The organism is Nocardiopsis sp. iso_40, from assembly GCF_056173285.1.
On sequence record NZ_CM149666.1, the window covers coordinates 2,492,504 to 2,515,214 of the forward strand.

The window sequence follows — 22,711 nt, forward strand, 5'->3', positions numbered from 1 at the left end:
CGGGTGCCCCTCATTCCGTCGCGGAGCCGTTCCCCTCCGCGGGACCGTCCGCGGTGTCCCCGGCGGTCGATCCCGGGCAGGACCGCAGGGGAGGGCCGGAGGCGCCGCAGAACCGCACCGGCTGTTCCTCGCCGAACGGCTCCAAGGCGCTGGCCTCCTCCGGCAGGGAACCCCGGTCGGCGGCCTCGGCCGCCTCGGACATCCGTCCGCGCGGCAGTACCAGAGCGCACAGCGAGGCCAGCACGCACAGTCCCGTCAGGATCAGCATCGCCGCCCCGAACCCGTCCGCGAGTGCGGAGGAGTCCCCGGGCGCCCCCGCCCCCTCGCCGCCGGAGCCGCCGATCCCGGCCAGTACCGGAACCGCGGCCACACCGATCAACTGCGCGCTCCGAGCGAACGTGTTGTTCACCCCCGAGGCCAGCCCGGCGTGCCGTTCGGGTGCCGAGGCGAGCACCGTGGCCGTCAGCGGGGCCACCGTCGTGGCCAGACCCAGCGCGACCATCAGGACCCCGGGCAGCACTCCGGTCAGGTAGGGGGCGTCCCCCTCCAGCCGGGACAGCAGCACGAACCCGGCGGCCAGCAGCAGGGGCCCGGCCACCAGCTGGACCCTCGGGCCGATCCGGGCGGCGAGCTTGCCCGAGCGCGCCGACAGCAACAGCATCAGGACGGTGATGGGCAGGGAGGCGGCCCCCGCAGCGATCGGCGGGTAGCCCGCCACCTCCTGGAGATAGATCACCAGGAGGAACAGCAGCGGCCCCAGCGAACCGTAGATCAGCACGGTGGCGGCGTTGGTCACACTGAACGGCAGCGACCGGAAGACGCCCAGCGGCAGCATGGGGGCGGGGCTGCGCGCCTCGGTGAACAGGAACGCGGCCAGGGCCAGTACACCGACGCCGACGGCGGTCCACACCGCAGGGGTGCCGCCCGACGCCCCCCACTGGATCAGGGCGTAGGTGATCCCGGCCAGCGCGACCACACCCAGCAGCGCGCCGTTGTAGTCCAGGCGCCGGGCCGCGGAGGAGTCCCGGGACTCGGGCACCTTGAACCAGGTGATCAGCAGTGCCGCGGCCGCGACCGGCAGGTTGATGAGGAAGATCAGCCGCCAGTCGCCGATCTGTACCAGCCAGCCGCCCACGAACGGTCCCACGGCGGAGGCCACGCCGGTCAGTCCGGACCACGCCCCGATCGCCCGCGCCCGGTCGTCCTCCCGGAAGCCCGCCTGGAGGATGGCCAGGCTTCCCGGGGTCAGCAGCGCCCCGCCCACCCCCTGGACCACCCGTCCGGCGACCAGCCACCCCAGGGTCGGCGCGAACGTGCACAGGGCCGAGGCCAGTGCGAACACCGCGACTCCGACCATGAACAGCCGCACCCGGCCGAACCGGTCCGACAGTGAGCCGCTGAGCAGGATCAGCGCGGACAGCGTCACCATGTATCCGTTGACGATCCACTGGAGTCCGGCCAGGCCCGTGTCCAGGTCCCCCTGGATGGCGGGCAGCGCCACCGTCACCACCGTCGAGTCCAGGAACGCCATCCCCGAACCCAGGACCGTGGCCGTCAGCATCCACCGGGCGGCGGGCGTCCCCCAAGCCACCTGCCCGGCGGCGACCGGTACCGAGGCCGAACCACTCATCAAACCTCCTCCGAGTACTGGGGACACCATAGGCGCGGGCCCCGCCCGAAGGCGGGGCCCGCGCCGACTTTCCGTCGCTCTGTGCGGTTTTGACCGGTGGTTACTCGCTGGCCAGGGCCCCGGTGATCGAGGTCCCGGCGGCCCGGCGGGCGGGCAGCACGGCGGCCAGCAGACCGGCCAGGACCGCGACCGCGATGAACACGCCGACCTGCGTCGCGGGGACGGTGAAGATCAGATCCGGCAGCACCGCCGCGCCGGCGGCCCAGCCGAACAGCACGCCCAGGACGATGCCGATGCCCGCGCCGATCAGACAGAGCAGCACGGCCTCGATGCTGAGCATCCGGCGCAGCTGGCCCTTGGCCAGGCCCAGTGCCCGCAGCAGCGCGGACTCCCGGGTGCGTTCCAGGACCGACAGCGCCATCGTGTTGGAGATACCGAACACCGCGATGATGATCGCCAGGCCCAGCATCGCCGCGATCGTGTAGAAGGCGATGTCCATCATCTCGGAGAACTGGTTCTTCATCTCCGCGACCGACATGACCTGCACGGTCGGATGGTCCTCGACCGCCGTGTAGACGGCGTCGCGCACCTCGGCCGGGTCGGCCCCCTCGGCGGCGCGGACGTGGAGCAGACTGCTCTCCCCGATCTCCGGGAAGGCCGCGGAGAAGTCCTCGGGGTCGATGGTCACGCCCCAGAAGCTGGTCCCGTTCTCCATCAGCGCGGCGATCTCCAACTCCAGGTCTCCGCTGGGCGCGGCGACGGTGAGGTCGTCACCGACCCCGAGACCGCCGGCGGAGTTCTCGCTGACGATCACCTTGCCCGGCTCCAGGTCGGCGATGTCGCCCTCGATCGCGTCGGCCCGTATGTCCACGCCCATCTCGGCGTCGAAGTACGCGGTCACCGGCGTGCCCGTCATGCCGGAGTCGGTGGTCTCCTCCAGGAAGGTGGTGCGCTCGGCCATCACCTTGTCCAGCAACGGGCTCTCGTTGAGCTTCTCCTCGACCTCGACGGGGACCACGGGGTCTCCGGTCCCCTGGCCGACGGCCTCGTCCTCGGAGGTTCCGTCCTCGGCGGCGCCCTCGCCCGGAGCGTCCTCTTCGGACTCTTCCTCCGGGTCCGCGGCGGCTGCCCGGGCCTCGGGGTCGTACTGGGCGCTCACCTGGTAGTCCACCGGGAACTGCTCCTCGAGCTGCGCGGTCATGGTGGACTCGACCGAGGCGCTGATCACCGAGTAGCCGGTGATGAGTGTGGCGCCCACGGTGAGCGCGATCATCGCGGTGGCGGCACGGCGCGGGCTCCGGGTGGAGTTGTCCACCGCCAGCATGCTGGGCACACCCATCCGGCGCAGCGGTACCCCGACCACCCGTACGATCCCCCGCACCAGCAGCGGGCCGAGGACGACCACGCCGACGAAGGCGACCAGGGCCGCGCCGGTCACGATGAACAGGCCCGCGGGGTCGGGGCTCGCCATCTGGGCCACGGCGACCAGGGCTGCGGAGACGGCGAATGCCAGCAGGCCGAACACCACGCGCACCCAACCGGTGCCCTTCTCCAGTCCGGAGGCGGTGGCACTGCTCTGCAGGGCCGCCAGCGGTGCCACCCGGGTGGCGCGGGTGGCCGGAACGAGCGCGGAGAACACCGTCATCAGGGTGCCGACCAGCAGTCCGACGATCACGGCGGTGGGACTGACAACCACGGAGGCGGTGGCCTCGGTGCCCATCATCTGGCCGCCGAACCGGGCGCCGGCCATACCGATGCCCACACCGGCCAGTACACCGAGCACGGAGGCGAACAGGCCGACCACGAACGACTCGGTCAGCACCGAACGGAAGACCTGGCCGCGCTTGGCGCCCACGCAGCGCAGCAGAGCGAGTTCGCGCTGGCGCTGGGCGATGAGGATCGCGAAGGTGTTGTAGATGACGATCCCGGCGACGAACATCGCGACGACACCGAAGAGCAGCAGGGCGATGCGCAGGAGTTCGGTCTGCGCGCCGGAGCTCTCCGCCATCTTCTCGCCGAACTCCGTACCGGTCCGCACGTCGGTGCCGGTGACGGTGGCGACCGCGGCGGCCGCCTCCTCGGGGGTCGTGCCCTCGGCGGCCAGCACGTCGATCTCGGAGTAGCCGTCGGCCCCGGTCATCTCCCGGATCGTGTCCGGGGCGAAGACGACGGCACCGCCGTAGCTGTAGCTGCGGTCGACGCCGAAGTTGACCAGACCGGTGAGAGTGAACTCACGCTTGTCCTGGTCGGGGTCGAGCACGGTGACGGTGTCGCCGACCTCGAACCCGGTCTGGTCCGCGGTGGAGGTGGCCAGGGCGATCTCGTCGTCGGCGGCGGGCAGCTCGCCCTCGCTCGCGGAGAACCTGCTGGTCTCCCCGAACGCGACGGCGGCGGGCGGGGTGAAGCCGAAGGCGCGGCCCTCGTCGTCCAGGAGCACGGCCTGGCCGCGGACCAGTCCGTCGGCGTCGGCCACCTCGGGCAGGGCTCGGATGTCCTCCAGGACGGACTGTTCGAAGGGGACGGGATCCAGGGGGAAGCCGTCCTCGTCCTGGCCCTCCTCCGCCTCGGGGACGGCGATGGCGTCGACGCTGGTCGCCGACCCCATCACCGACTCCTCGTAGCTGCCTTCGAGGGTGTCGGCGAAGACCATCGTCCCGGAGACGAACATGACGCCGAGCAGGATGGCCAGGACGGTGGTGACGTACCGGGACTTGTGCAGTCTCAGCCCGGCGAGTGTGGTGCGCAGCATGGAGTTCAGGCCTCCAGCTTCAACAGGTGCTCGGAGACGGTCTCGGCGGTCGGGTCGAGGACCTCGTCCACCAGGCGGCCGTCGCGCAGGAACACCACGCGGTCGGCGTAGGAGGCCGCCACCGGGTCGTGGGTGACCATGACGATGGTCTGGTCGAGGTCCTTGGCCGAGTCGCGCAGGAAGGTCAGGATCTCGGCGCCCGAACGGGAGTCCAGGTTGCCGGTGGGCTCGTCGGCGTAGACCACCTCGGGTGCGTTGAGCAGGGCGCGGGCCACGGCCACGCGCTGCTGCTGGCCGCCGGAGAGCTTGGTGGGCAGGTGGCCGAGCCGGTCGCGCAGCCCCACGACGTCGACGATGTGGTCGAAGCGCGCCTGGTCGATCCGGCGTCTGGCGATCTGCGAGGGGAGCAGGATGTTCTGCTCGGCGGTCAGCATCGGCAGCAGGTTGAACGACTGGAAGATGAAGCCGATCCGGTCCCGGCGCAGCAGGGTGAGGTCACCGTCGCGCATACCGGTGATCTGGGTGCGGCCCAGGTGGACGGTACCGGAGGTGGGCACGTCCAGCCCGGCCAGGCAGTGCATCAGGGTGGACTTGCCGGAGCCGGAGGGGCCCATGATCGCGGTGAACGCCCCCCGGTGGAACTCCACGTCCACGCCGGCCAGGGCGTGCACCTGGTTGCCGCCGGTGTCGTAGATCTTGGTGAGTCCTCGCGCCACCACCACCGGCGGGGCTTGGACCGGGGACGTGGGTTTCACAGCGGACTCGGTCACGGAAGAACAACTCCAGGAATCGGGAATCGGGATGGTGCCGGTGGGTCGGGGCGACCCCCGGCGCTTCGGCGTGGTCTCCACGCTAGGTCCGCGCGTCCGGTCGCGGCCTCCCCCCACGGGCCGAACCCGGTGTCGGCCAAAGGCATGACGGAAGGCGGGTTCGGGACTCCTTCGTCCGGTCGCACCCCCCACTTTCGTAGGGGGGACGTCCGCATCCGGAACTTCGCCTCCTCCCGGGACGCCTCGTCGGCCTGGGAGAACGCACCGGACCGACGATCGGACCGGGGTGCGCGGCGCGTCGGCCGGTCGGGGGCGGCGACCGAACCGCGGACCTAGACTCGGGCGGGTGAGAGGCTGGCTGAGATCGCGGGCGGAGAGCGCCGCCGCCCTGGCGCGGCACAACTGGATGTGGTGGTGGGACCGTCGGCTGCGCATCGCCGACTGGTGCTACGCCGTCTTCACCCTGCCCTTCAGCGGGCTGATGATGCTGTCCGGGACCAGCAGCGGCCTGGGCCTGTTCTCCGCGCCGCTCACGGGTGTGCTCGGCCTGCTCTCGAACGCCCTGGTAGCCCTGCCCACGGTCTTCGTGCTCTTCGTGGTGCCCGGGACCCTGGCCTCGGTGGCGATGCTCTGGCGCCGCAGCAAACCCAAGTGGCTCATGCTGGCCGGGGTGCTCCTGATGGCCCTGTACGGCAACCCGATCCCGCTCATGGTGGGCCTGTACTCCTACCCCGCCCACTTCAGCGACCGCAGGCCCCTGACCGGCTGGTTCGTACTCGGTCTCCTCGCCACCTCGGTCACCTACAACCACACCCCGCTCTCCTTCGTGGTGCTGTCCGTGCTCTACCTGGTCGTGCCGGTCATCGCCGGGCTGTGGATCGGGACCCGCCGCCAGCTCATCGACCGCCTCCAGGAGCGGGCCGAACGCCTCGAACGCGAACAGCACATGATGGCCGACCAGGCCATCAGCGCCGAACGCACCCGCATCGCCCGTGAGATGCACGACGTGGTCGCCCACCGGGTCAGCCTGATGGTCCTGCACGCGGGCGGCCTGGAGGTCTCGGCGACCGACGAGCGCACCGCCCAGGCGGCCGGGCTCATCCGCACCACCGGCCGGGAGGCCCTGGCGGAGCTGCGCGGCATCCTCGGTGTCCTGCGCGACGACGGCACGGACGCGGCGCCCACCGCGCCCCAGCCCGTCCTCAACGATCTCGAACGCCTGATCGCCGAATGGCGCGGGGCCGGGATGGAGGTGAGCCGGGAGGAGACCGGTCCGCGGCGTCCGCTCCCGCCCGCGGTCCAGCGCACCGCCTTCCGCATCGTCCAGGAGGGGCTGACCAACGCCGCCAAGCACGCCACCGGCGCGGCCGTGCGGGTGTGGCTGCACCAGGGCCCGAACCGGTTGGAGGTCGAGGTGGTCAACGAACCCGGCAACGGCCCGGTCCAGGCCCCGCCGCGCAGCGGGTACGGCCTGACCGGGCTGCGCGAGCGCGTCGTGCTGGCCGGGGGCGAGCTCAGCGCCGGGGTGTGTCCTGACGGCGGGTGGCGGATGCGCGCTATCTTGCCGGTGGGGGAGGAGGGGCCGGACCCGGCCGCCGAACCCGGACCGTACTCCGCCGAGGTTGGGGAAGAGGGCACCGACGGTGATCCGCACGCTCCTGGTCGATGACGAACTCCTGGTCAGGTCCGGGCTGCGGATGATCCTGGAGGCCGCACCCGACATCGAGGTGGTCGGGGAGGGCAGTGACGGCGAACAGGCCGTGCGCCTGGCCGAGGAGCTCGCCCCCGACGTCGTACTGCTGGACATCCGGATGCCCGGCACCGACGGGCTGGCCGCGGCCAGCCGGCTGACCCAGCTGCCCGAGGCGCCCAGGGTGGTCCTTCTCACCACCTTCGACCTGGACGAGTACGTGCACGGCGCACTGCGCGCGGGCGCGGTCGGCTTCCTGCTCAAGGACACCCCGCCGCGCGAGCTCATCAACGCCGTGCGCACCGTGTACGAGGGCCACGCCATGCTCGCGCCCAGCGTCACCAAGCGCATGCTCGAACGCTTCGCCTCGCCCGCCCCGGCCGACTCGGCGGCCGGCCGCACGGAGGCCCTGCGCCGTCTGTCGGTGCTGAGCGAGCGCGAACGACAGGTGCTGGTGGCGGTGGCCGAGGGCAAGTCCAACGCCGAGGTGGGGCGCGCCCTGAACATGCGGGAGACCACCGTCAAGGCCCATGTCAGCCGGATCCTCGCCAAACTGGAGATGTCCAACCGGGTACAGGCCGCCATCCTCGCCCATGACGCGGGGTGGGCCTGACCCCACCGGGTCCCGGGGCCGGGACGGGCTGCCCGGGCCGATCCCGGTCGGGGTGACCGGGTTCACCCCGCTGCCCGGCCCGGGCCGGAACACCGTCCCACCCGGCCCTGGCGCGAGTCCGGAATCGCCGGGAACGTTCGGAGGGGTCCTGTTCCTCACCTCGGTTGCGTCTACCGGTGGGTAGCTCGGTACCCTGCAAGGCGATCCGCCCCCAGGAACATCACGTCGTGGCTGTTCACCACAGTCGCAGAGAAGAGGAGCCCCTATGTCGCGCTCGGTACTGGTCACCGGTGGCAACCGAGGGATCGGTCTGGCCATCGCCCGTGAGCTGGCGGCTGGTGGGGACAACGTGGCGGTCACCTACCGGTCCGGCGAGCCCCCGGAGGGGTTCCTGGGCGTCCGCTGTGACATCACCGACTCCGCCCAGGTCGACGCCGCCTTCAAGGAGGTCGAGGAGGCCCAGGGGCCAGTGGAGGTGCTCGTCGCCAACGCGGGGGTCACCAAGGACCAGCTCCTCGCCCTCATGAGCGAGGAGGACTTCTCCTCCGTCGTCGACACCAACCTCACCGGCTCCTTCCGCGTCGCCAAGCGCGCCGTTCGCGGCATGATGCGCAAGCGCTCCGGCCGCATCGTCCTGATCTCGTCGGTCGTGGGCCTGCTCGGCTCCGGCGGCCAGGCCAACTACGCCGCCTCCAAGGCCGGGCTCGTCGGCTTCGGCCGCTCCCTCGCCCGCGAGCTGGGTTCGCGCAACATCACCGTGAACGTCGTCGCCCCCGGTTTCATCGAGACCGACATGACCGCGGCACTGCCCGAGGAGCGCCAGGCGGAGATCAGGAAGAACGTCCCGCTGGGCCGCCTCGGCTCCACCGACGACATCGCCAAAACCGTCAGCTTCCTCGCCGGGCCCGGCGGCGGTTACGTCACCGGCGCCGTCATCCCCGTCGACGGCGGCCTGGGCATGGGCCACTGAGCCGCGCAGGCGCGCCCCGCCCCGCAACGGCAAGCCACCGGTCGGACCAGTCCGGCCCCAGCCACAGACAGGACGGACCACCCGAACATGGGAATCCTCGAAGGTAAGCGCATCCTCGTCACCGGGGTGCTCACCGACTCCTCCATCGCCTTCCACGTCGCCCGCCTCGCCCAGGAGCAGGGCGCCACGGTCGTGCTCACCGGCTACGGCCGCATGGGTCTGGTGCAGCGCATCGCCAAGCGCCTGCCCGAGACGCCCCCCGTCCTGGAGCTCGACGTCACCGACGACGAGCACCTCGCCAGCCTGGCCGACCGGGTCGGCGAGCACGTCGACGGGCTCGACGGCATCGTCCACTCCATCGGCTTCACCCCGCAGGAGGCCCTGGGCGGCAACTTCCTGAACACCGAGTGGCAGGACGTCGCCACGGCGATGCACATCTCCACCTTCTCGCTGAAGTCGCTCACCACCTCCCTGCTCCCGCTCATGGGCAGCGGCGGCTCGGTGGTCGCCATGGACTTCGACAACAGCGTGTCCTATCCCATCTACGACTGGATGGGCGTGGCCAAGTCCGCACTGACCTCCACCGCCCGGTACCTGGCCCGCTACGTGGGCGACCGGGACGTCCGGGTCAACCTGGTCTCGGCGGGGCCGCTGAGCACCATGGCCGCCCGCAGCATCCCCGGTTTCGAGGAGCTGGCCAGGCACTGGCCCGAGCGCGCGCCCCTGGGCTGGGACGTCACCGACCCCGAACCCGCCGCCAAGGCGGTCGTGGCCCTGCTGTCGGACTGGTTCCCGGCCACCACCGGCGAGATCGTGCACGTCGACGGCGGGTTCCACTCGACCGGCGCCTGAGCCGTTCCGAGGCCGGGGCGCCGTCCGCGTCCGTGCCCCGGCCACCGGTACGATCTGCCCGCCGGTACCCGAACGGGTCCCGGCCGCACGTAAGGCTTCGGAAGGTGGACGGTATGGATCTGGGACTGTCGGGGGCACGGGTCGTGGTGACCGGGGCCAGCAGGGGGATCGGTCGCGCCATCGCCCAGGTGTTCGCCGAGGAGGGCGCTGACCTGGCGATCTGCGCCCGCACCCGCCGTCCCCTGGACCAGGCGGCGCAGGAGTTGGCCGAGACCGGCGTGAAGGTCTTCACCCGGGACCTGGACGTCACCGACCACACCGCGCTGCCCTCCTTCGTCGACGACGCGGCCGAGGCGCTCGGCGGGCTGGACGTGCTCGTCTCCAACGTCTCCGGCGGCAGCGCGCCCACCCCCGACCAGTGGGAGCGCGGGTTCAACACCGACCTCATGCCGTTCGTGCGGCTGACCGAGGCGGCCGGGCCCTACCTGTTGGGCTCAGAGCGGGGCGGCTCGGTGGTGCTGGTCTCCACCACCTCGGCGCTGCACGTGACCAGGCCCGCGGGGGCCCGCTCGTACGGTGCGGTCAAGGCGGCGCTGAACCACCACGCGTCCTCGCTGGCCCGGGAGTGGGCGCCCGAGGGCGTGCGGGTCAACACGGTCTCGCCCGGCCCCGTCGAGTTCCCCGGCGGAGGCTGGGAGCGGCGCAGGGAGAACGACCCGGACTTCTACGAGAGCATCCGCGCACGCATCCCCTCGGGCCGCCTCGGCCGCCCGGAGGAGGTCGCCCGTTCCGTGGCCTTCCTCGCCAGCCCCGCGGCCACCTTCGTCACCGGCCAGAACCTGGTGGTCGACGGGGGCTTCCTCGACCGGGTCTGAATCTCAGCTGCGCCCGACCCCGGCCCGGGCGGAGGGGGAGGTGCTGTCCCCGGCCCGGGTACGCACCCACAGGGCCAGCCGGAGGAGGAGCGTCAGTGCTCCGAGCCCGCCGGCGGCCAACACGGCCACCGCGGTATCGGGGACGGTGAGCAGCGCCTGTCGCGTTCCGGGGCCCAGTGTCAGCCACAGCGCACCCGCCACCGCCGCGGCCCCGAGCACGCTCCACGCCGGGGCCGCCCAGCGCCGTCGCGGGCGGCCCCGGCGCAGATCACCCAGGCCCGCCACCACCCCGGCTCCGGTCAGGACCGCTCCCGCGGAGACACCCCAGACCAGGAGCGGTCCCAGTGGATCCGCTCCGGGCGCCGCCGGGGCCCTACCGCCCGTCAACAGATGGGCGAGGCCGAACCCGACGGACTGGATCTCCCGGTCCCGCAGGAGATCGTAGGTGTTCTGCAGGACCACCACCGCGCGTTCGCGTTCGGGGAGGAGCAGCACCATCGCCGTGTAACCCGGGCTGGCGCCGCCGTGCCACACGGTGCGCTCGTCGACCCCGGGGACCGGGGCGTCGCGCCAGCCCAGCCCGTACCGCCCCCGGGACAGGGGCTCCGTCCCGGTGCGGGCCTCGGCCAGTGTGGCCGTGTCCAGTACGGCGGGGTCCGGTGAGAGCTGGAGTTCGGCGAAGGCGGCCAGCGCTCCGAGGTCTCCACCGAGATAGCCGTAGGCCGCTCCTCCGTCGTCCACCTTCGGAGCCACCTGGGCGGGCAGGCCCCACAGGGTGCGGTGGCCCGGGGCCAGTCCCAGGGCACGGGCCTCCTCCGTTCCGGTCACGGTCCGGCTCATCCCGGCGGGCTCCAGGACCGCCTCGCGAAGGTAGGAGGCGTAGTCGGTCCCCGCGGCCCGCTCGATCACCGCGCCCAGAACCAGGTAGTTGGCGCTGCTGTACTCGTGTTCGCCGGGTGTTCCCGCAGCCGAGCCCAGGACCTGGGCGGCGCGTCGGCCGAGGTCGGCGGAGCCCGGACCGTACTCGTCGGTCGTGGCGAGCTGTGTGGCCCCGGTGATTCCGGAGGTCTGTGTGAGCAGGTCCCGGACGGTCGGATCCACCCGCGCCCCGTCGACCTCGGGCAGGTACGTGTCCACCGGGGCGTCCAGGTCCAGCAGTCCGTCCGCGACGAGTGTGAGCGCGGCGGTGGCGGCGACGGGTTTGGCCACCGAGCCCCACAGGAACGGGGTCCGCTCGGTGACGGGCGCTCCGTCCCCGTCGGTGCCGAACAGGCCCCGGTGTTCGATCCCCTCCGGCCCGACCACCGCGTAGGCCAGCCCGGAGGTGCCGGTGGCCGCCATGCGCTCGCGTGCGTAGTCGTCCATGCGGGCGTGGTCGTCCGGCCGTGTGAGGGGGGATGCGGTCCGGGTCTGGTTCGCGGCGGCGGGTGGGGGTTCGGCCAGGGGAGCCAGGGCCGTCGAGGCAAGCAGCAGGATCGCGCCGAGCGTCCGGGGAACGTGGTTCATGAGGGGCCTTCCGGAATAACCATATGTGCGTACGGTTAAAACCATACACTGATACGGTTATCAGGTGCCAAGAACCGCAGACCACGCCCAGCGCCGCACCCAGATCAGCCGCGCCGTCCGGGAACTCATCGCGGAGGGCGGCCTGGACACCGTCACCGTCGCGCGCACCGCCGCCCGGGCCGGGATCTCGGTGGGTCTGGTGCAGCACTACTTCGGGAACAAGGACGACATGCTGCTGCACGCCTACCGGCAGGTGAGCGCCGACCTGGCCGACCGGGTGGCGGACCTGGCGGCCGAGGGCGCCCGGCACGAGCGCTCCATCGCCGAGGTGGTCCTGGCCGCACTGATCGAACACCTACCGCTGGACGGGACCCGCCGCGCCGAACACCGCGTCACCCGCGCCCTGGCCGCCCGGGCACTGGACAACCCCGCTCTGGCCGAGGTCGAGGCCGGAGCCGCCGTCGAGCTGCACGCCCAGATCGCCGGTGCCGTCCGCAACGGTTTCGAGTGCGGGGAGGTCGCTCCAGGTCTCGACGCGGAGGTGGCCGCCGCCCGCCTGGCGGCCGTCGCCGAAGGGCTCGCCACCCAGGTACACCGGGGTACTCCGGGTGCGGCCGAACGCGCCCGGGTGGTGGCCCGCGTCGAGGTCGCGGCCGTTTTCACCGGTGAGTGCCGCCAGTACCGGAGCTGAGGGCGCGGCCGGGAGTCAGCCCTCGCGCAGGACGAGGGCCAGCCGGGTCGTCCGCTCCGGGGCGAGGGTCTCGCGCACCCCCGCCTCCAGCGCGCCGTCGGTGGCGTCCACCACCGACACGTGCCGGGTCGCCCGGGTCAGCGCCGTGTAGACCTGCGGGCGCGACACCGGGACCTGGGGCGGGAACACCGTGACCACCGCGGGCCAGCACCCGCCGTGCGCTGCCGCCACCCCCACCGCCCAGCCCGGGCGCAGTGCCGCCGGGTCGTGCACGGTCACCCGGCTGCCCCCGGTCAGTTCGACCACCGCCCCCTCGGAGACCGCACGCAGGTAACCGGTGTCGCCCGGACCGTAGCCGGGGCCCTCGGCGGCCAGGACCACCCGGTCGCCCACGTCGAACCCGCCGTGCGCCCCCGGGCCCGGGTTCAGCCTCTCCTTGCAGGCGGCGTTGAGCGCCCGCGCGCCCGCCGGGCCGTCCTCGCGTGCGGCCACCACCTGGACCTGGTCGGCGTCGATCCCCAGGGCCCTGGGAATGGAGTCGGTGACCAACTGCACCACGCGGTGGGCGGCCTCCTCCGCGGAGGAGGCCGGAACCCGTACCACCTCGCGGTCGGGCGCCTCCACCTCGGGCCACCCGCCCCCGGCGACCGCGCGGGCGAGCACGGTCAGGGGGGAGGGCTCGGCCTCGTCGGCGAGCGCGGCCACGTGGGCGGTGCGCGAGGCGGCCACGTCCGCCACCACCCGGCCCGGGGTGGCGGAGGGGGCCTGGTCCGGGTCGGCCAGCAGCACCAGGTGGGCGTCGTCGGTGCAGGTCGCCACCAGGTCGGCGGTCCGGGCCACCCCCAGCGACATCGACTCGTGCAGTACCACCATTCCCGCGGGGTCCGGTTCCGCTGCCAGCAGCTCGGCCAGGGACACCGCGCGGACCGGGGTCAGCTCTCCGTCCGGCTCCCCCTCACCCGTCTGTCCGGACTCCGGCTCCTCGCGGCCGGTGACCCGCGCCAGGTCGGCGTTGAGGGCGGCGGCGGCCTGGGCGGTGGGGGCGACCACGGCGATCCCCACCTGGCTCTCCCGCGCGATCGCGGCCAGGCACACCAGGGTTCGGGCGGTCTCGTCCCGGTCGCCGGGGCCGTGGTGCACCACGGTCACCGGGCGCAGGGTGGCGGTGAGCAGGGCCTCCCGGGTGGTGTCGGAGATCTCGAAGCCGCCCCGGGAGGTGGCGGCCTCCAGGGTTTCGGCGGCGGTCACCGGGTCCATGATCGGCTCGCTGCCGCCGATGAGCCGGAGCAGCTCCTCACCCAGCCGCTGCTCGGCGCGGCCGACCTCGGGGGAGGCGTAGAAGCGTTCGGGGTCGGGCAGGTCCGGCACCTCGGGGACCCCGCCCTCCTCGAAGTCGAAGTCGTCGTCGGGCTCGTCGGCGCTCTCGAACAGGGCCGCCTCCTCGGCGGTCACCGCGGCCTCCAGCGCCGCCCGCGGGTCGGCGACCCCGAGCTGGCCGACCACCGTGGCCAGGCGCTTCTCCTCGATCGCGGTGTGCCCTCGGCGCGCGGCGGTGCGCAGGGTGTGCCCGACCAGGGCGCCCAGCCGACGGGGGTCGTCGGGGCGGGCGGCCTCACCCAGGTGTCTGCGCGCGCAGTAGTCGGCCTGTTCGACGGTCACGACGGGCAGGCGCAGCAGCAGCCAGGGGTTGGCGTCCAGTTCGGCGGCGGGTTGCGGGCCCAGCGCGGCCGCCAGGCGCGGCGCCAGGGCGCTCGGGGCGCCCATCCGGCCAAGGACGGCACTGACCTTCTCAACAGCCTCGGACACCGGTTCCCCTCGTCAGGTGGTTCGTGGACTCGGGGGGAGCCTATCGACTCGCGGGGACACCCGCGCCCGTTGTCCACAGGCGCGCCCGTCCGTCGGCCGCGGCGCTAACCGGTGTCGCGCCGTCCGCTCCCGGACCTGGTGCCGGCACGCCCTCCGGCACCTCCCGACGCGGCCCCGCCTCCGGTCACCCGGGTCACGGCGGCGCAGGGGTCGGTCTCGGGGGAGGACTCCTGGATCGCGGTGGCGGCCCGTGCGGCGGCGGCCCGGAACAGGTCCCGGGCCTCGGGGTCCAGGCCGCCCAGGACCCGTTCCTCGGCCTGCTCGACCAGTGCGTTCACCCGGGCCAGGACCGCACGGCCGTGGTCGGTGGCGCACACCCGGCGCACCCGGCGGTCCTCCGGGTCGGGGCGGCGCCGGACCAGGTCTGCCGCCGCCAGGTCGTCGAGCAGGTAGGTCATCACGCTGCGGTCGATGAGCAGCCGTTCGGCCAGCGCCGCCTGGGTGGGGGACTCGCCCCGGGAGAGCGCGGCGAGCACGTGGTAGCCGCGGCCGCCGTGCGGCAGCTCGGCCAGGGCCGCCTCCGTGCGCTCGTGCCAGTTGCGCAGCACCACGGCCAGGGACCAGCCCAGGTCGCCGTCCCCGGCGGTGCCGTTCCGGTCCGGCGTGGTGGGTGTCATGGTCCGAGATTACCAGGAATAGGTGTTCGAGAAGATAAGTTGTGCAAACCATCATTTGCCTGACAAACGACCTCGTGCTTTCTGAGGAGAACCCGCCATGCCCGACTACGGCCGCCCCCTGGAGTTCGGCACCTTCGTCACGCCGAGCGCCCAGGACCCCGACGCGGTGGTCGGGCTCGCCGAGCTCACCGAGGCGTCCGGGCTGGACCTGGTCACCTTCCAGGACCATCCCTACAACCCCGACTTCCTCGACACCTGGACCCTGCTGAGCTGGGTCGCCGCCCGCACCGAACGCCTCCGTGTCTCCGGCAACGTGCTCAACCTGCCCCTGCGCCCGCCCGCGGTCCTGGCCCGTGCGGCCGCCAGCCTCGACCGCCTCTCCGGCGGCCGCTTCGAACTCGGCCTCGGCGCCGGGGGCTTCCAGGAGGCCGTGCACGCCATGGGCGGCGGCCACCGCACGCCCGGGGAGGCCGTCGACGCGCTCTCCGAGGCCGTCGACCTCATCCGCGCCACCTGGGACACCGACGCCCGGGGCGGGGTGCGTGCCCGGGGGGAGCACTACTCCGCCCACGGCATGCGGCGCGGTCCCGAACCCGCCCACGAGATCGGCATCTGGCTGGGCGCGTACAAACCGCGCATGCTGCGCCTGGTCGGCGCCAAGGCCGACGGCTGGCTGCCCAGCCTCGGCTACCTGAGGGTCGAGGACCTGCCGGAGTCCAACCGGATCATCGACGAGTCCGCGGCACGGGCCGGACGCGACCCGCGCCAGGTCCGCCGCCTGCTCAACCTCAGCGGCGCGGCACTGCTCCCCACCGGCCGCGGCTTCCTCCGCGGCCCCGCCGAGCAGTGGGTCCGGGACCTGCTGCCGCTGGCCCTGGAGAACGGGATCAGCACCTTCGTCCTGGGCACGGACGACCCGCGCGCCATCCAGGCGTTCGGCCGGGAGGTGGCCCCCGCCCTGCGGGAGGCGGTGGAGGGCGAACGCGCCTCGGCCGGAACCCCGACCGGCCCCGTCCGCCCGTCCGCTGCCCTGGCCGCCCGCCGCCCCGGCATCGACTACGACGCCCTCCCCGCGGCCCTGCGCGACACCGCGGTCGAACCCGGTGACAGGGGCTACACCGGGCTCCGGCACGGCTACATGCAGCAGGGCAGGCCCGGCCTGGTGCTGCGTCCCGCGGACCCCGGGCAGGTCGCCCGGGCCCTGGCCTACGCCCGGGAACAGGACGTGCCGCTCAACGTGCGCAGCGGCGGACACGGCATCAGCGGCCGGTCCACCAACGACGGCGGCGTCGTCGTCGACCTCGGCCGGATGAACCGGATCGAGGTCCTGGACGCCGGGTCCGGCCGGGTCCGGCTGGGCGCGGGCGCCCGCTGGGGCGACGTCGCCACCACCCTCCACCGGCACGGTCTGGCGATCAGCTCGGGCGACCACGGGGGAGTGGGGGTCGGCGGGATCGCCACCACCGGGGGCCTGGGCTACATGTCCCGGGCCCACGGCCTGACCATCGACCGGCTCACCGCCGCCGAACTGGTCACCGCCGACGGCCGGGTGCTGCGGGTGGACGCCGAACACCACCCCGAACTCTTCTGGGCGGTGCGCGGAGCGGGCGCCAACTTCGGCGTGCTCACCTCGGTTGAGGCCGTCGCCTCCCCCGTCCGCGACGTCGTCCTCGGCCAGTTCGTCTACGACGCCTCCGACACCGAGGAGTTCCTCCGGTCCTGGGGCGCGACCGCCGAAGCCGCCCCGCGCGAGGTCACCGCGTTCCTGACCATGGGACCGGGCCGCGGCGGGCAGGGTCCCGCGGCCCAGGCGATGGTCGTCCACGCGGGGGACGACACCGACGCCGCCGTCCGGGCCCTGGAACCCTTCCTCCGGGTCGGGCCGGTCCTGGACCAGCGCGCCCAGGTCGCCCCCTACCCGGCCGTCCTGGTCGGCCACCAGGGGCCGCACGGCGGAGGTGCGACCCCGGTCTCCCGTTCGGCACTGCTGGAGCACATCACCCCCCGGGCGGCACGGGCCATGGCGCGGACACTCGGCACGGGCGACGCCTACTTCATGCAGTTGCGCCAGGTCGGCGGCGCGGTCAACGACGTCACGCCGGACGCCACCGCCTACGCCCACCGGTCGGCCAACTTCTCCCTGGCCGCGATGGGGAGCCGCGCCGACCTCCTGGACCGCCGCTGGGCGGAGCTGGGCGAGGCCGCCCGCGGGCTCTACCTGAGCTTCGACACGCGCACCGGGCCGCAGGTCCTGGCGCAGGCCTTCCCCGAACCCGCGCTGGGGCGGCTGCGTGAGCTCAAGGCCGCGTACGACCCGGACCACGTCTTCGACCAGAACTTCCCGATCGCCCCCGCGCCCGTCCGCTAGCCGCCCGCGGTCGCGTCGTCCAGGGCGTCCCGGATCTTCGGCGGCAGCTCCACGGCCTCGACCGAGAGGATCTCCTCCAACTGGGAGAGCGTGCGCGGCCCCACCACGGCCGCGGCCACCCCCTCCTGGTCGCGTGCCCAACTCAGCGCGACCGCCAGCGGGGACACGCCCAGCCCCTCCGCGGCGGTGCACACCGACTCCACGACCCGGCGGCTGCGCTCGTCCAGGTAGGGCTCCACGTAGGGCGCCATGTGGGGGAAGGCCGCGCGGGAGTCCGCCGGGACGCCCCCGCGGTACTTGGCGCTGAGCACACCGCGGCCCAGCGGCGACCACGCGATCACGTGTGCGTCGTTGGCCGCCGCGGCGGGCAGCAGCGCGTGGTCGGCCCCCCTGTTGAGCAGCGAGTACTCGCTGCCGACGCTCACCAGGGGCACCCGTCCGGCCTGGGCCCGCTGCCAGGTCGCCAAGGTGGCGAACTGCCAGGCCTCCAGGTTCCCGGTCCCCACGTAGCGGGCCTTGCCCGAGGCCACGGCCGACTCCATCGCGGTGAGGGTCTCCTCCGGCGGGGTGTGCCGGTCGAACACGTGCAGCTGCCACAGGTCCACGTAGTCCGTCTGCAACCGGCGCAGCGACGCGTCCAGGGCTCCCAGGAGGTGGCGCCGGGAACCGTCCACCCGCCGGTAGCCCTCGGGGGTGTGTCCGCTCTTGGTGGCCACCACCACGTCCTCGCGGCGTACCGCGCCCCGGAGCAGGCGGCCCAGGATCCGCTCGCTCTGGCCGCCCGTGTAGATGTCCGCCGTGTCCACGAGCGTCCCGCCCGCGTCGACGAACGCGGTGAGCTGCTGCCCGGCCTCCTCCTCGGAGGTGTCCTTTCCCCAGGTCATCGTGCCGAGAGCGGTCCTAGAGACCCAGAGCCCTGATCTGCCCACCTGTCGCTGTTCCATGCGGCGGAGAGTACCGTGTCCGCCCGGGACAGGCCCCGGGGACACCTTGGCCGCGTACCGTCGTCGCAGCTCGGGCCGCCGCCCCCGGCACGGCCCGCCCGAGCCGTCGAGCACAGGTTCGTGCTCCGTTCCCCCTGTGCGCGGACCCGGCGGGAAAGTCCGTGCCGGGTGTCCGTCTTCGAGGGACCCGGCCCCCTAGGCTGTCCGCATGGCGACACCTGCTGACACCAAGGACACCCCGCCCGCGTCCGGGGCGGTGACCCTCCTGCTCGTCCGGCACGGCATGACCGATGCCACCGGACCCCGGCTGGCCGGCCGCGCGCCCGGCGTGCACCTCAACGACGACGGGCGCTCCCAGGCCGCGCTCCTGGCCGACAGGCTCGGCGGCCTCGCCCCCGCCGCGCTCGTCTCGAGCCCGCTCGAACGCTGTCAGGAGACCGCCGAGACGCTCTCCGAACGGCTCGGCGCCCCCGTCACCACCGACGAGCGCTTCGTGGAGTGCGACTACGGCAGCTGGACCGGTCGTTCCCTCACCGACCTCGCGGCCGAACCCCTGTGGCGGGTCGTCCAGGACCATCCGAGCGCCGCCCGCTTCCCCGGCGGGGAGGCCCTGGCCGCGGCCTCGGCCCGCGCCGTGGAGGCGGTACGGGACTGGAACGGCCTGCTGCTCCAGCGGGCCGGTGCCGACGCGCCCCCGCCCGTGTACGTGGTGTGCAGCCACGGCGACGTGATCAAGGCGATCGTCGCCGACGCCCTGGGCACGCACCTCGACCTGTTCCAGCGTCTGCGCGTGGACCCCTGCTCGGTCACCTCCATCACCTACACGGCGACCCGTCCCTTCCTCAACAAGCTCAACGACACCGGGGAGCCGCTGGCCGGGACGCTTCCCACGGCCGCGGAGACCAGGGGCGACGCGGCGGTAGGCGGAGGCGCGGGCGAGAACACCCGAACCGGTTAGGGCGGGCGCCCATCGGGCCACACCGACGACCCCCTCCAGGAAGGCGGCGGTGTGCCCCGACCGGATCCTGACGGGGTGCCCGTGCCCGCCCTTCGAGGTGCCGGAGTCCGCCTGGTACCGGGGGTTGGCGTGGGCGGATCGCACCGTGTCACCCTCATCCCGTAAGGTTCTTGGTATGCCCGTCTTTCAGTTCAATCCGCCGGAACGGTTCGTCGCCGGGACCGTGGGTCAGCCTGGGGACCGCACCTTCTTCCTCCAGGCCGTCGGTGAGGGCCGCATCACCAGCGCCGTCCTGGAGAAGGCCCAGGTGGAGGCCCTGGCCACCCGTATCGAGGAGTTGCTGGAAGAGGTGCACCGCCGGTTCGGGACACCGCCGGACGACGTGGCTCCGCCCGAGGACGACGGACCGCTGGAACAACCCATCGAACAGGACTTCCGGGTCGGCACGCTCGCCCTGGCCTGGGACGCCGAGGCGGCCCGCGTCATCATCGAGGCCCAGGAGATCGACGAGACCGCCACCGAGGAGATGCTGGAGGACGACGAGGAGGAGCTGGAGGTCTTCGCCGAGGAGGCACCCGCCCACCGCGACGTCCTGCGCGTCTACCTCACCCCCGGCGAGGCGCGCGCCTTCGCCGGACGGGCCCTGAAGGTCGTGTCCGCGGGGCGCCCCGACTGCCCGCTGTGCGGCCGTCCCCTCGATCCGAACGGCCACGTCTGCGCGCGCCAGAACGGCTACCGCCCGGACCGTCTCGTCTGACGGCCGTGGACGACGACACCACCGGCACCCGGCCGGGCGCGGCCGCCGCGGCCCCCGACGTCCAGGACGCCTTCGGCGGGCTCACCCCCGCCGAGGGGCTCGACCTGCTGCGCCGGGGCGAGATCACCGTCGAGGGCCGTCTGACCGCGGCCTCCAACGCCACCCTGTACTGCACGGTCTCGGACGGCGGCCGTTCGGCCGTGTGCGTGTACAAACCGGTGGCGGGGGAGCGGCCGCTGTGGGACTTCCCCGACGGCACCCTGGCCGGTCGGGAGGTGTCGGCCTACGCCGTCTCCGAGGCCCTGGGCTGGTCGGTGGTCCCGCCCACCGTCCACCGGGACGGGCCCTACGGCGAGGGCATGGTCCAGCTGTGGGTGCACGGCGACACCACCGTCGACCTCGTCGCGCTCTCCCGGCAGAGCGACCACCCCGGGCTGCGGCGGATGGCGGTCCTGGACGCGGTCATCAACAACTCCGACCGCAAGATCGGCCACCTGTTGCCCACCCCCGGGGGGCACCTGTACGGCTGCGACCACGGGGTGTCCTTCGCGGAGGACTACAAGCTGCGCACCGTCCTGTGGCAGTGGCAGGGCCAACCGCTCACCGAGGAGGCGCTGGCCGCCCTGTCCGAGGTGCGGACCCGTCTGCGGGACCCGGACGACCCTCTCCCGGCCGGACTCGCCGGGCACCTCACCGGGCCCGAGGTCCACGCGGTCCGCGCCCGGGTGGACCTGCTCATCCACCACCGGATCCACCCCTATCCGGCCCCGGACTGGCCGTCGGTCCCCTGGCCGCCGGTGTGAGCGCGCACGTGCGGGCGGTCCCGGTGTGAGGAGCGTCAACCCCGTCGTGCGTGACTACCGGGGGGTAGGAATGGCGCCGGTGTCTCCGGTACCTGCACAATGGTGCACGTGAGCAATGAGTGGAACTACCTTTTCGACATGGACGGCGTGCTCGTACGCGAAGAGCACCTGATCCCGGGCGCGGACACGCTCATCGCGGAGCTACGCGAGCAGCGGACCCCCTTCATGGTGTTGACGAACAACTCCATCTACACCCCCCGCGACCTGCGTGCACGACTGCTCAACACGGGACTGGACATCCCCGAGGAGGCCATCTGGACCTCCGCCCTGGCCACGGCCCAGTTCCTCCAGACCCAGCGCCCCGGCGGGTCGGCCTACGTGGTGGGCGAGTCGGGTCTGACCACCGCCCTGCACAACGTGGGTTACGTGATGACCGAGCGCGACCCGGACTACGTGGTGCTGGGGGAGACCCGCACCTACAGCTTCGAGGCCATCACCCGCGCGATCCGGCTCGTCCGCAACGGGGCCCGCTTCATCGCCACCAACCCCGACCAGACCGGGCCCAGCGCCGAGGGGCCGCTGCCCGCGACCGGTGCCGTCGCCGCGCTGATCGAGAAGGCCACCGGCCGTCGGCCCTACTTCGTGGGCAAGCCGAATCCGCTCATGATGCGTTCGGCGCTGCGCCGGATCGGAGCACACTCGGAGAACACCCTGATGGTCGGCGACCGGATGGACACCGACGTGCTCAGCGGGCTGGAGGCCGGCCTGCAGACCGTGCTGGTGCTCTCGGGGATCTCCGACAGGGGCACCGCGGACCAGTTCCCCTACCGGCCCACCCGGGTGATCGAGTCGGTGAAGGAACTCGTGGGCGTCACCCAGAACCCCTTCGGCGCCGAGGACTGACCAGGGCCCATCGAGCCCCGGGCACGGCGACGGGGGCGGTGGACCGTGTCCACCGCCCCCGTGCTGTCGTCGCTCGGGCCTTTGCCGTCAGGCGCTCTGCCGCTGCTTGGCGATCTCCTCGACCTTCGCCGCCTCCTCGCGGCGACGGGCGCGGAGCAGGGCCAGGCGTTCGGCGAGGACCTCCTCCAGGTCCTCCATGCTGCGGCGTTCCAGCAGCATGTCCCAGTGGGTGCGGACCGGTTTGGTGTTCTTGGGCTCCTCGCCGCTGCCGTCCCGGCGCAGCGCTCGGTCGCCGCAGAAACGGCATTCCCATTCCGCGGGGATCTCGGCCTCGGTCGCGAAGGTGACCGAGAAGCGGTGACCCCGTGTGCAGTCGTAGGTGACTTCCTGCCGGGGAGCCAGGTCGGTGTTGCGGTCGTTCTCGTAGCTCGTCGCCCCGAGCCGTGTGCCGCGAAGTGCTCGCTCGGCCATCGTGTGGGTGCCTCCAGGCGCTTGTGCGGTCTCGCGGGGTGTAACGCGTCGGTCCACGTCAAGATTCCCCGCTGACCTGAGGTCGAACCACCCCGGCGGACTCGGGAGCAGCGCACGCCGCCAGGGCCTGCGCCACCGAGCCCTCCGGCGCTTGTGACCTGCACCACTCTAGGGGGTCGGTTTTGCGGGTCCCGGATCCCTGCCCGGTACATCCTCCGCGCCGAGCCCCCATCCGTGCACCCCCATCTCCCAGGTGTGGCCGCGCCGGGTGAGGACCCGCCCGAACGCGCGCTGCGCCCTCCCGACTCCGTGCACCAGCCGGACCCGACTCGCGCCGGCGGAGAAGCCGCCCGGGTGCGTATGTGGGTGCGGGCCGCCCGAAGTCGGACCGATCGATTCCCGGGGTGTGGATTTCCCGGGTGTCACCGCAGTTCAAGATATGTACACGAGAGATCGGGGCAGTGTTTTCGCGTGTCATCGGGGCCGAGTCCGCGATGTGGTGATTCCTGCGGGAGTCCCGGTGTCACCGGAGATCCAGGCCGGTCATCGGATTGCATTACCTTGTTCTTTTTTCTGGCATAGGCGACAGGCGAACTTGATGGTATGTTGACTCGCTGTGTGCACAAAAAGATAGGTTGGGGTTAATTCGTCCACCTATTCAGCACGCCTTCGCACGTT

At 72.8% G+C, this 22,711-nt stretch carries 19 protein-coding genes; 11 read left to right on the forward strand and 8 right to left on the reverse strand.

What is annotated here, in order from left to right; genetic code table 11:
- Positions 1–10 precede the first annotated feature (10 nt).
- The 3 genes from AC0VYD_RS10950 to AC0VYD_RS10960 form a co-directional block, all read right to left on the reverse strand.
- Positions 11–1,630 (reverse strand): MFS transporter, encoded by a 1,620-nt coding sequence (locus tag AC0VYD_RS10950; RefSeq protein WP_475479760.1) that lies wholly within the window; start codon positions 1,628–1,630, stop codon positions 11–13.
- A 100-nt stretch (positions 1,631–1,730) separates the two neighbouring features.
- The gene (locus AC0VYD_RS10955; RefSeq protein WP_475479761.1) at positions 1,731–4,379 is read right to left on the reverse strand and encodes an ABC transporter permease; all 2,649 of its coding nucleotides are present in this window, start codon (positions 4,377–4,379) and stop codon (positions 1,731–1,733) included.
- A 5-nt stretch (positions 4,380–4,384) separates the two neighbouring features.
- A complete protein-coding gene (locus AC0VYD_RS10960; protein WP_475479762.1) occupies positions 4,385–5,149 on the reverse strand; it encodes an ABC transporter ATP-binding protein in 765 nt (254 codons plus the stop codon).
- A 406-nt stretch (positions 5,150–5,555) separates the two neighbouring features.
- On the opposite strand from AC0VYD_RS10960, the gene AC0VYD_RS10965 reads away from it, so the two are divergent.
- The 5 genes from AC0VYD_RS10965 (at position 5,556) to AC0VYD_RS10985 (ending at position 10,149) form a co-directional block, all read left to right on the forward strand.
- The gene (locus AC0VYD_RS10965) at positions 5,556–6,818 is read left to right on the forward strand and encodes a sensor histidine kinase (RefSeq protein WP_475480241.1); all 1,263 of its coding nucleotides are present in this window, start codon (positions 5,556–5,558) and stop codon (positions 6,816–6,818) included.
- Complete coding sequence (locus AC0VYD_RS10970) at positions 6,793–7,452, forward strand: response regulator (RefSeq protein ID WP_475479763.1); 660 nt, start codon at positions 6,793–6,795, stop codon at positions 7,450–7,452. Before AC0VYD_RS10965 ends, AC0VYD_RS10970 begins: the two co-directional genes overlap by 26 nt.
- 265 nt (positions 7,453–7,717) lie before the next feature.
- On the forward strand, positions 7,718–8,422 hold the full coding sequence (gene fabG, locus AC0VYD_RS10975) for a 3-oxoacyl-ACP reductase FabG (protein WP_475479764.1): 705 nt from the start codon (positions 7,718–7,720) through the stop codon (positions 8,420–8,422).
- Between the two features lie 87 nt (positions 8,423–8,509).
- Positions 8,510–9,274 carry an enoyl-ACP reductase FabI gene (gene fabI / locus AC0VYD_RS10980; RefSeq protein ID WP_475479765.1) on the forward strand — a complete coding sequence of 255 codons (765 nt, stop codon included), beginning with the start codon at positions 8,510–8,512 and terminating at the stop codon, positions 9,272–9,274.
- Between the two features lie 113 nt (positions 9,275–9,387).
- The gene (locus AC0VYD_RS10985; protein WP_452543975.1) at positions 9,388–10,149 is read left to right on the forward strand and encodes an SDR family NAD(P)-dependent oxidoreductase; all 762 of its coding nucleotides are present in this window, start codon (positions 9,388–9,390) and stop codon (positions 10,147–10,149) included.
- A 3-nt stretch (positions 10,150–10,152) separates the two neighbouring features.
- Here the strand turns inward: AC0VYD_RS10985 and AC0VYD_RS10990 are convergent, their stop codons facing one another.
- Complete coding sequence (locus tag AC0VYD_RS10990; protein WP_475479766.1) at positions 10,153–11,655, reverse strand: serine hydrolase domain-containing protein; 1,503 nt, start codon at positions 11,653–11,655, stop codon at positions 10,153–10,155.
- Positions 11,656–11,719: 64 nt separating this feature from the next.
- On the opposite strand from AC0VYD_RS10990, the gene AC0VYD_RS10995 reads away from it, so the two are divergent.
- Positions 11,720–12,346 carry a TetR/AcrR family transcriptional regulator gene (locus tag AC0VYD_RS10995; RefSeq protein WP_475479767.1) on the forward strand — a complete coding sequence of 209 codons (627 nt, stop codon included), beginning with the start codon at positions 11,720–11,722 and terminating at the stop codon, positions 12,344–12,346.
- Between the two features lie 15 nt (positions 12,347–12,361).
- On the opposite strand, the gene AC0VYD_RS11000 is transcribed toward AC0VYD_RS10995, so the two are convergent.
- Together AC0VYD_RS11000 and AC0VYD_RS11005 are read right to left on the reverse strand one after the other, a co-directional pair.
- Entirely contained in the window at positions 12,362–14,152 is a 1,791-nt protein-coding gene (locus AC0VYD_RS11000) for a helix-hairpin-helix domain-containing protein (protein WP_475479768.1), read from the reverse strand.
- Positions 14,153–14,256: 104 nt separating this feature from the next.
- A complete protein-coding gene (locus AC0VYD_RS11005) occupies positions 14,257–14,829 on the reverse strand; it encodes a MarR family winged helix-turn-helix transcriptional regulator (protein ID WP_475479769.1) in 573 nt (190 codons plus the stop codon).
- Positions 14,830–14,926: 97 nt separating this feature from the next.
- Here AC0VYD_RS11005 and AC0VYD_RS11010 point away from each other — a divergent pair, with 97 nt between their 5' ends.
- Entirely contained in the window at positions 14,927–17,197 is a 2,271-nt protein-coding gene (locus tag AC0VYD_RS11010) for an LLM class flavin-dependent oxidoreductase (protein ID WP_475479770.1), read from the forward strand.
- On the opposite strand, the gene AC0VYD_RS11015 is transcribed toward AC0VYD_RS11010, so the two are convergent.
- Positions 17,194–18,081, reverse strand: a complete 888-nt coding sequence (locus AC0VYD_RS11015; protein WP_475479771.1) for an aldo/keto reductase — start codon at positions 18,079–18,081, stop codon at positions 17,194–17,196. The genes AC0VYD_RS11010 and AC0VYD_RS11015 overlap by 4 nt on opposite strands.
- 268 nt (positions 18,082–18,349) lie before the next feature.
- On the opposite strand from AC0VYD_RS11015, the gene AC0VYD_RS11020 reads away from it, so the two are divergent.
- The 4 genes from AC0VYD_RS11020 to AC0VYD_RS11035 all read left to right on the forward strand — a co-directional run bounded on the left by AC0VYD_RS11020 (position 18,350) and on the right by AC0VYD_RS11035 (position 21,562).
- On the forward strand, positions 18,350–19,099 hold the full coding sequence (locus tag AC0VYD_RS11020) for an MSMEG_4193 family putative phosphomutase (RefSeq protein ID WP_475479772.1): 750 nt from the start codon (positions 18,350–18,352) through the stop codon (positions 19,097–19,099).
- 175 nt (positions 19,100–19,274) lie between these two features.
- Entirely contained in the window at positions 19,275–19,856 is a 582-nt protein-coding gene (locus AC0VYD_RS11025) for a DUF3090 domain-containing protein (protein WP_475479773.1), read from the forward strand.
- A 5-nt stretch (positions 19,857–19,861) separates the two neighbouring features.
- On the forward strand, positions 19,862–20,659 hold the full coding sequence (locus AC0VYD_RS11030) for an SCO1664 family protein (protein ID WP_475479774.1): 798 nt from the start codon (positions 19,862–19,864) through the stop codon (positions 20,657–20,659).
- A 99-nt stretch (positions 20,660–20,758) separates the two neighbouring features.
- Positions 20,759–21,562, forward strand: a complete 804-nt coding sequence (locus tag AC0VYD_RS11035) for an HAD-IIA family hydrolase (RefSeq protein ID WP_473040235.1) — start codon at positions 20,759–20,761, stop codon at positions 21,560–21,562.
- A gap of 87 nt (positions 21,563–21,649) precedes the next feature.
- Here AC0VYD_RS11035 and AC0VYD_RS11040 read toward each other — a convergent pair whose 3' ends face one another.
- On the reverse strand, positions 21,650–22,033 hold the full coding sequence (locus AC0VYD_RS11040) for an RNA polymerase-binding protein RbpA (RefSeq protein ID WP_191271020.1): 384 nt from the start codon (positions 22,031–22,033) through the stop codon (positions 21,650–21,652).
- Positions 22,034–22,711: the final 678 nt, after the last annotated feature.

Bases quoted from the DNA above. Each gene is read 5' to 3' on its own strand.
- fabG (WP_475479764.1), top strand. From the start codon at position 7,718: ATGTCGCGCTCGGTACTGGTCACCGGTGGCAACCGAGGGATCGGTCTG.
- AC0VYD_RS11040 (WP_191271020.1), bottom strand. From the start codon at position 22,033: ATGGCCGAGCGAGCACTTCGCGGCACACGGCTCGGGGCGACGAGCTAC.
- AC0VYD_RS11035 (WP_473040235.1), top strand. From the start codon at position 20,759: ATGGTGCACGTGAGCAATGAGTGGAACTACCTTTTCGACATGGACGGC.
- AC0VYD_RS10965 (WP_475480241.1), top strand. From the start codon at position 5,556: ATGTGGTGGTGGGACCGTCGGCTGCGCATCGCCGACTGGTGCTACGCC.
- AC0VYD_RS11015 (WP_475479771.1), bottom strand. From the start codon at position 18,081: ATGACCTGGGGAAAGGACACCTCCGAGGAGGAGGCCGGGCAGCAGCTC.
- fabI (WP_475479765.1), top strand. From the start codon at position 8,510: ATGGGAATCCTCGAAGGTAAGCGCATCCTCGTCACCGGGGTGCTCACC.
- AC0VYD_RS10985 (WP_452543975.1), top strand. From the start codon at position 9,388: ATGGATCTGGGACTGTCGGGGGCACGGGTCGTGGTGACCGGGGCCAGC.
- AC0VYD_RS10990 (WP_475479766.1), bottom strand. From the start codon at position 11,655: ATGAACCACGTTCCCCGGACGCTCGGCGCGATCCTGCTGCTTGCCTCG.
- AC0VYD_RS10955 (WP_475479761.1), bottom strand. From the start codon at position 4,379: ATGCTGCGCACCACACTCGCCGGGCTGAGACTGCACAAGTCCCGGTAC.
- AC0VYD_RS10950 (WP_475479760.1), bottom strand. From the start codon at position 1,630: ATGAGTGGTTCGGCCTCGGTACCGGTCGCCGCCGGGCAGGTGGCTTGG.
- AC0VYD_RS11005 (WP_475479769.1), bottom strand. From the start codon at position 14,829: ATGACACCCACCACGCCGGACCGGAACGGCACCGCCGGGGACGGCGAC.
- AC0VYD_RS11010 (WP_475479770.1), top strand. From the start codon at position 14,927: ATGCCCGACTACGGCCGCCCCCTGGAGTTCGGCACCTTCGTCACGCCG.
- AC0VYD_RS11025 (WP_475479773.1), top strand. From the start codon at position 19,275: ATGCCCGTCTTTCAGTTCAATCCGCCGGAACGGTTCGTCGCCGGGACC.
- AC0VYD_RS11020 (WP_475479772.1), top strand. From the start codon at position 18,350: ATGGCGACACCTGCTGACACCAAGGACACCCCGCCCGCGTCCGGGGCG.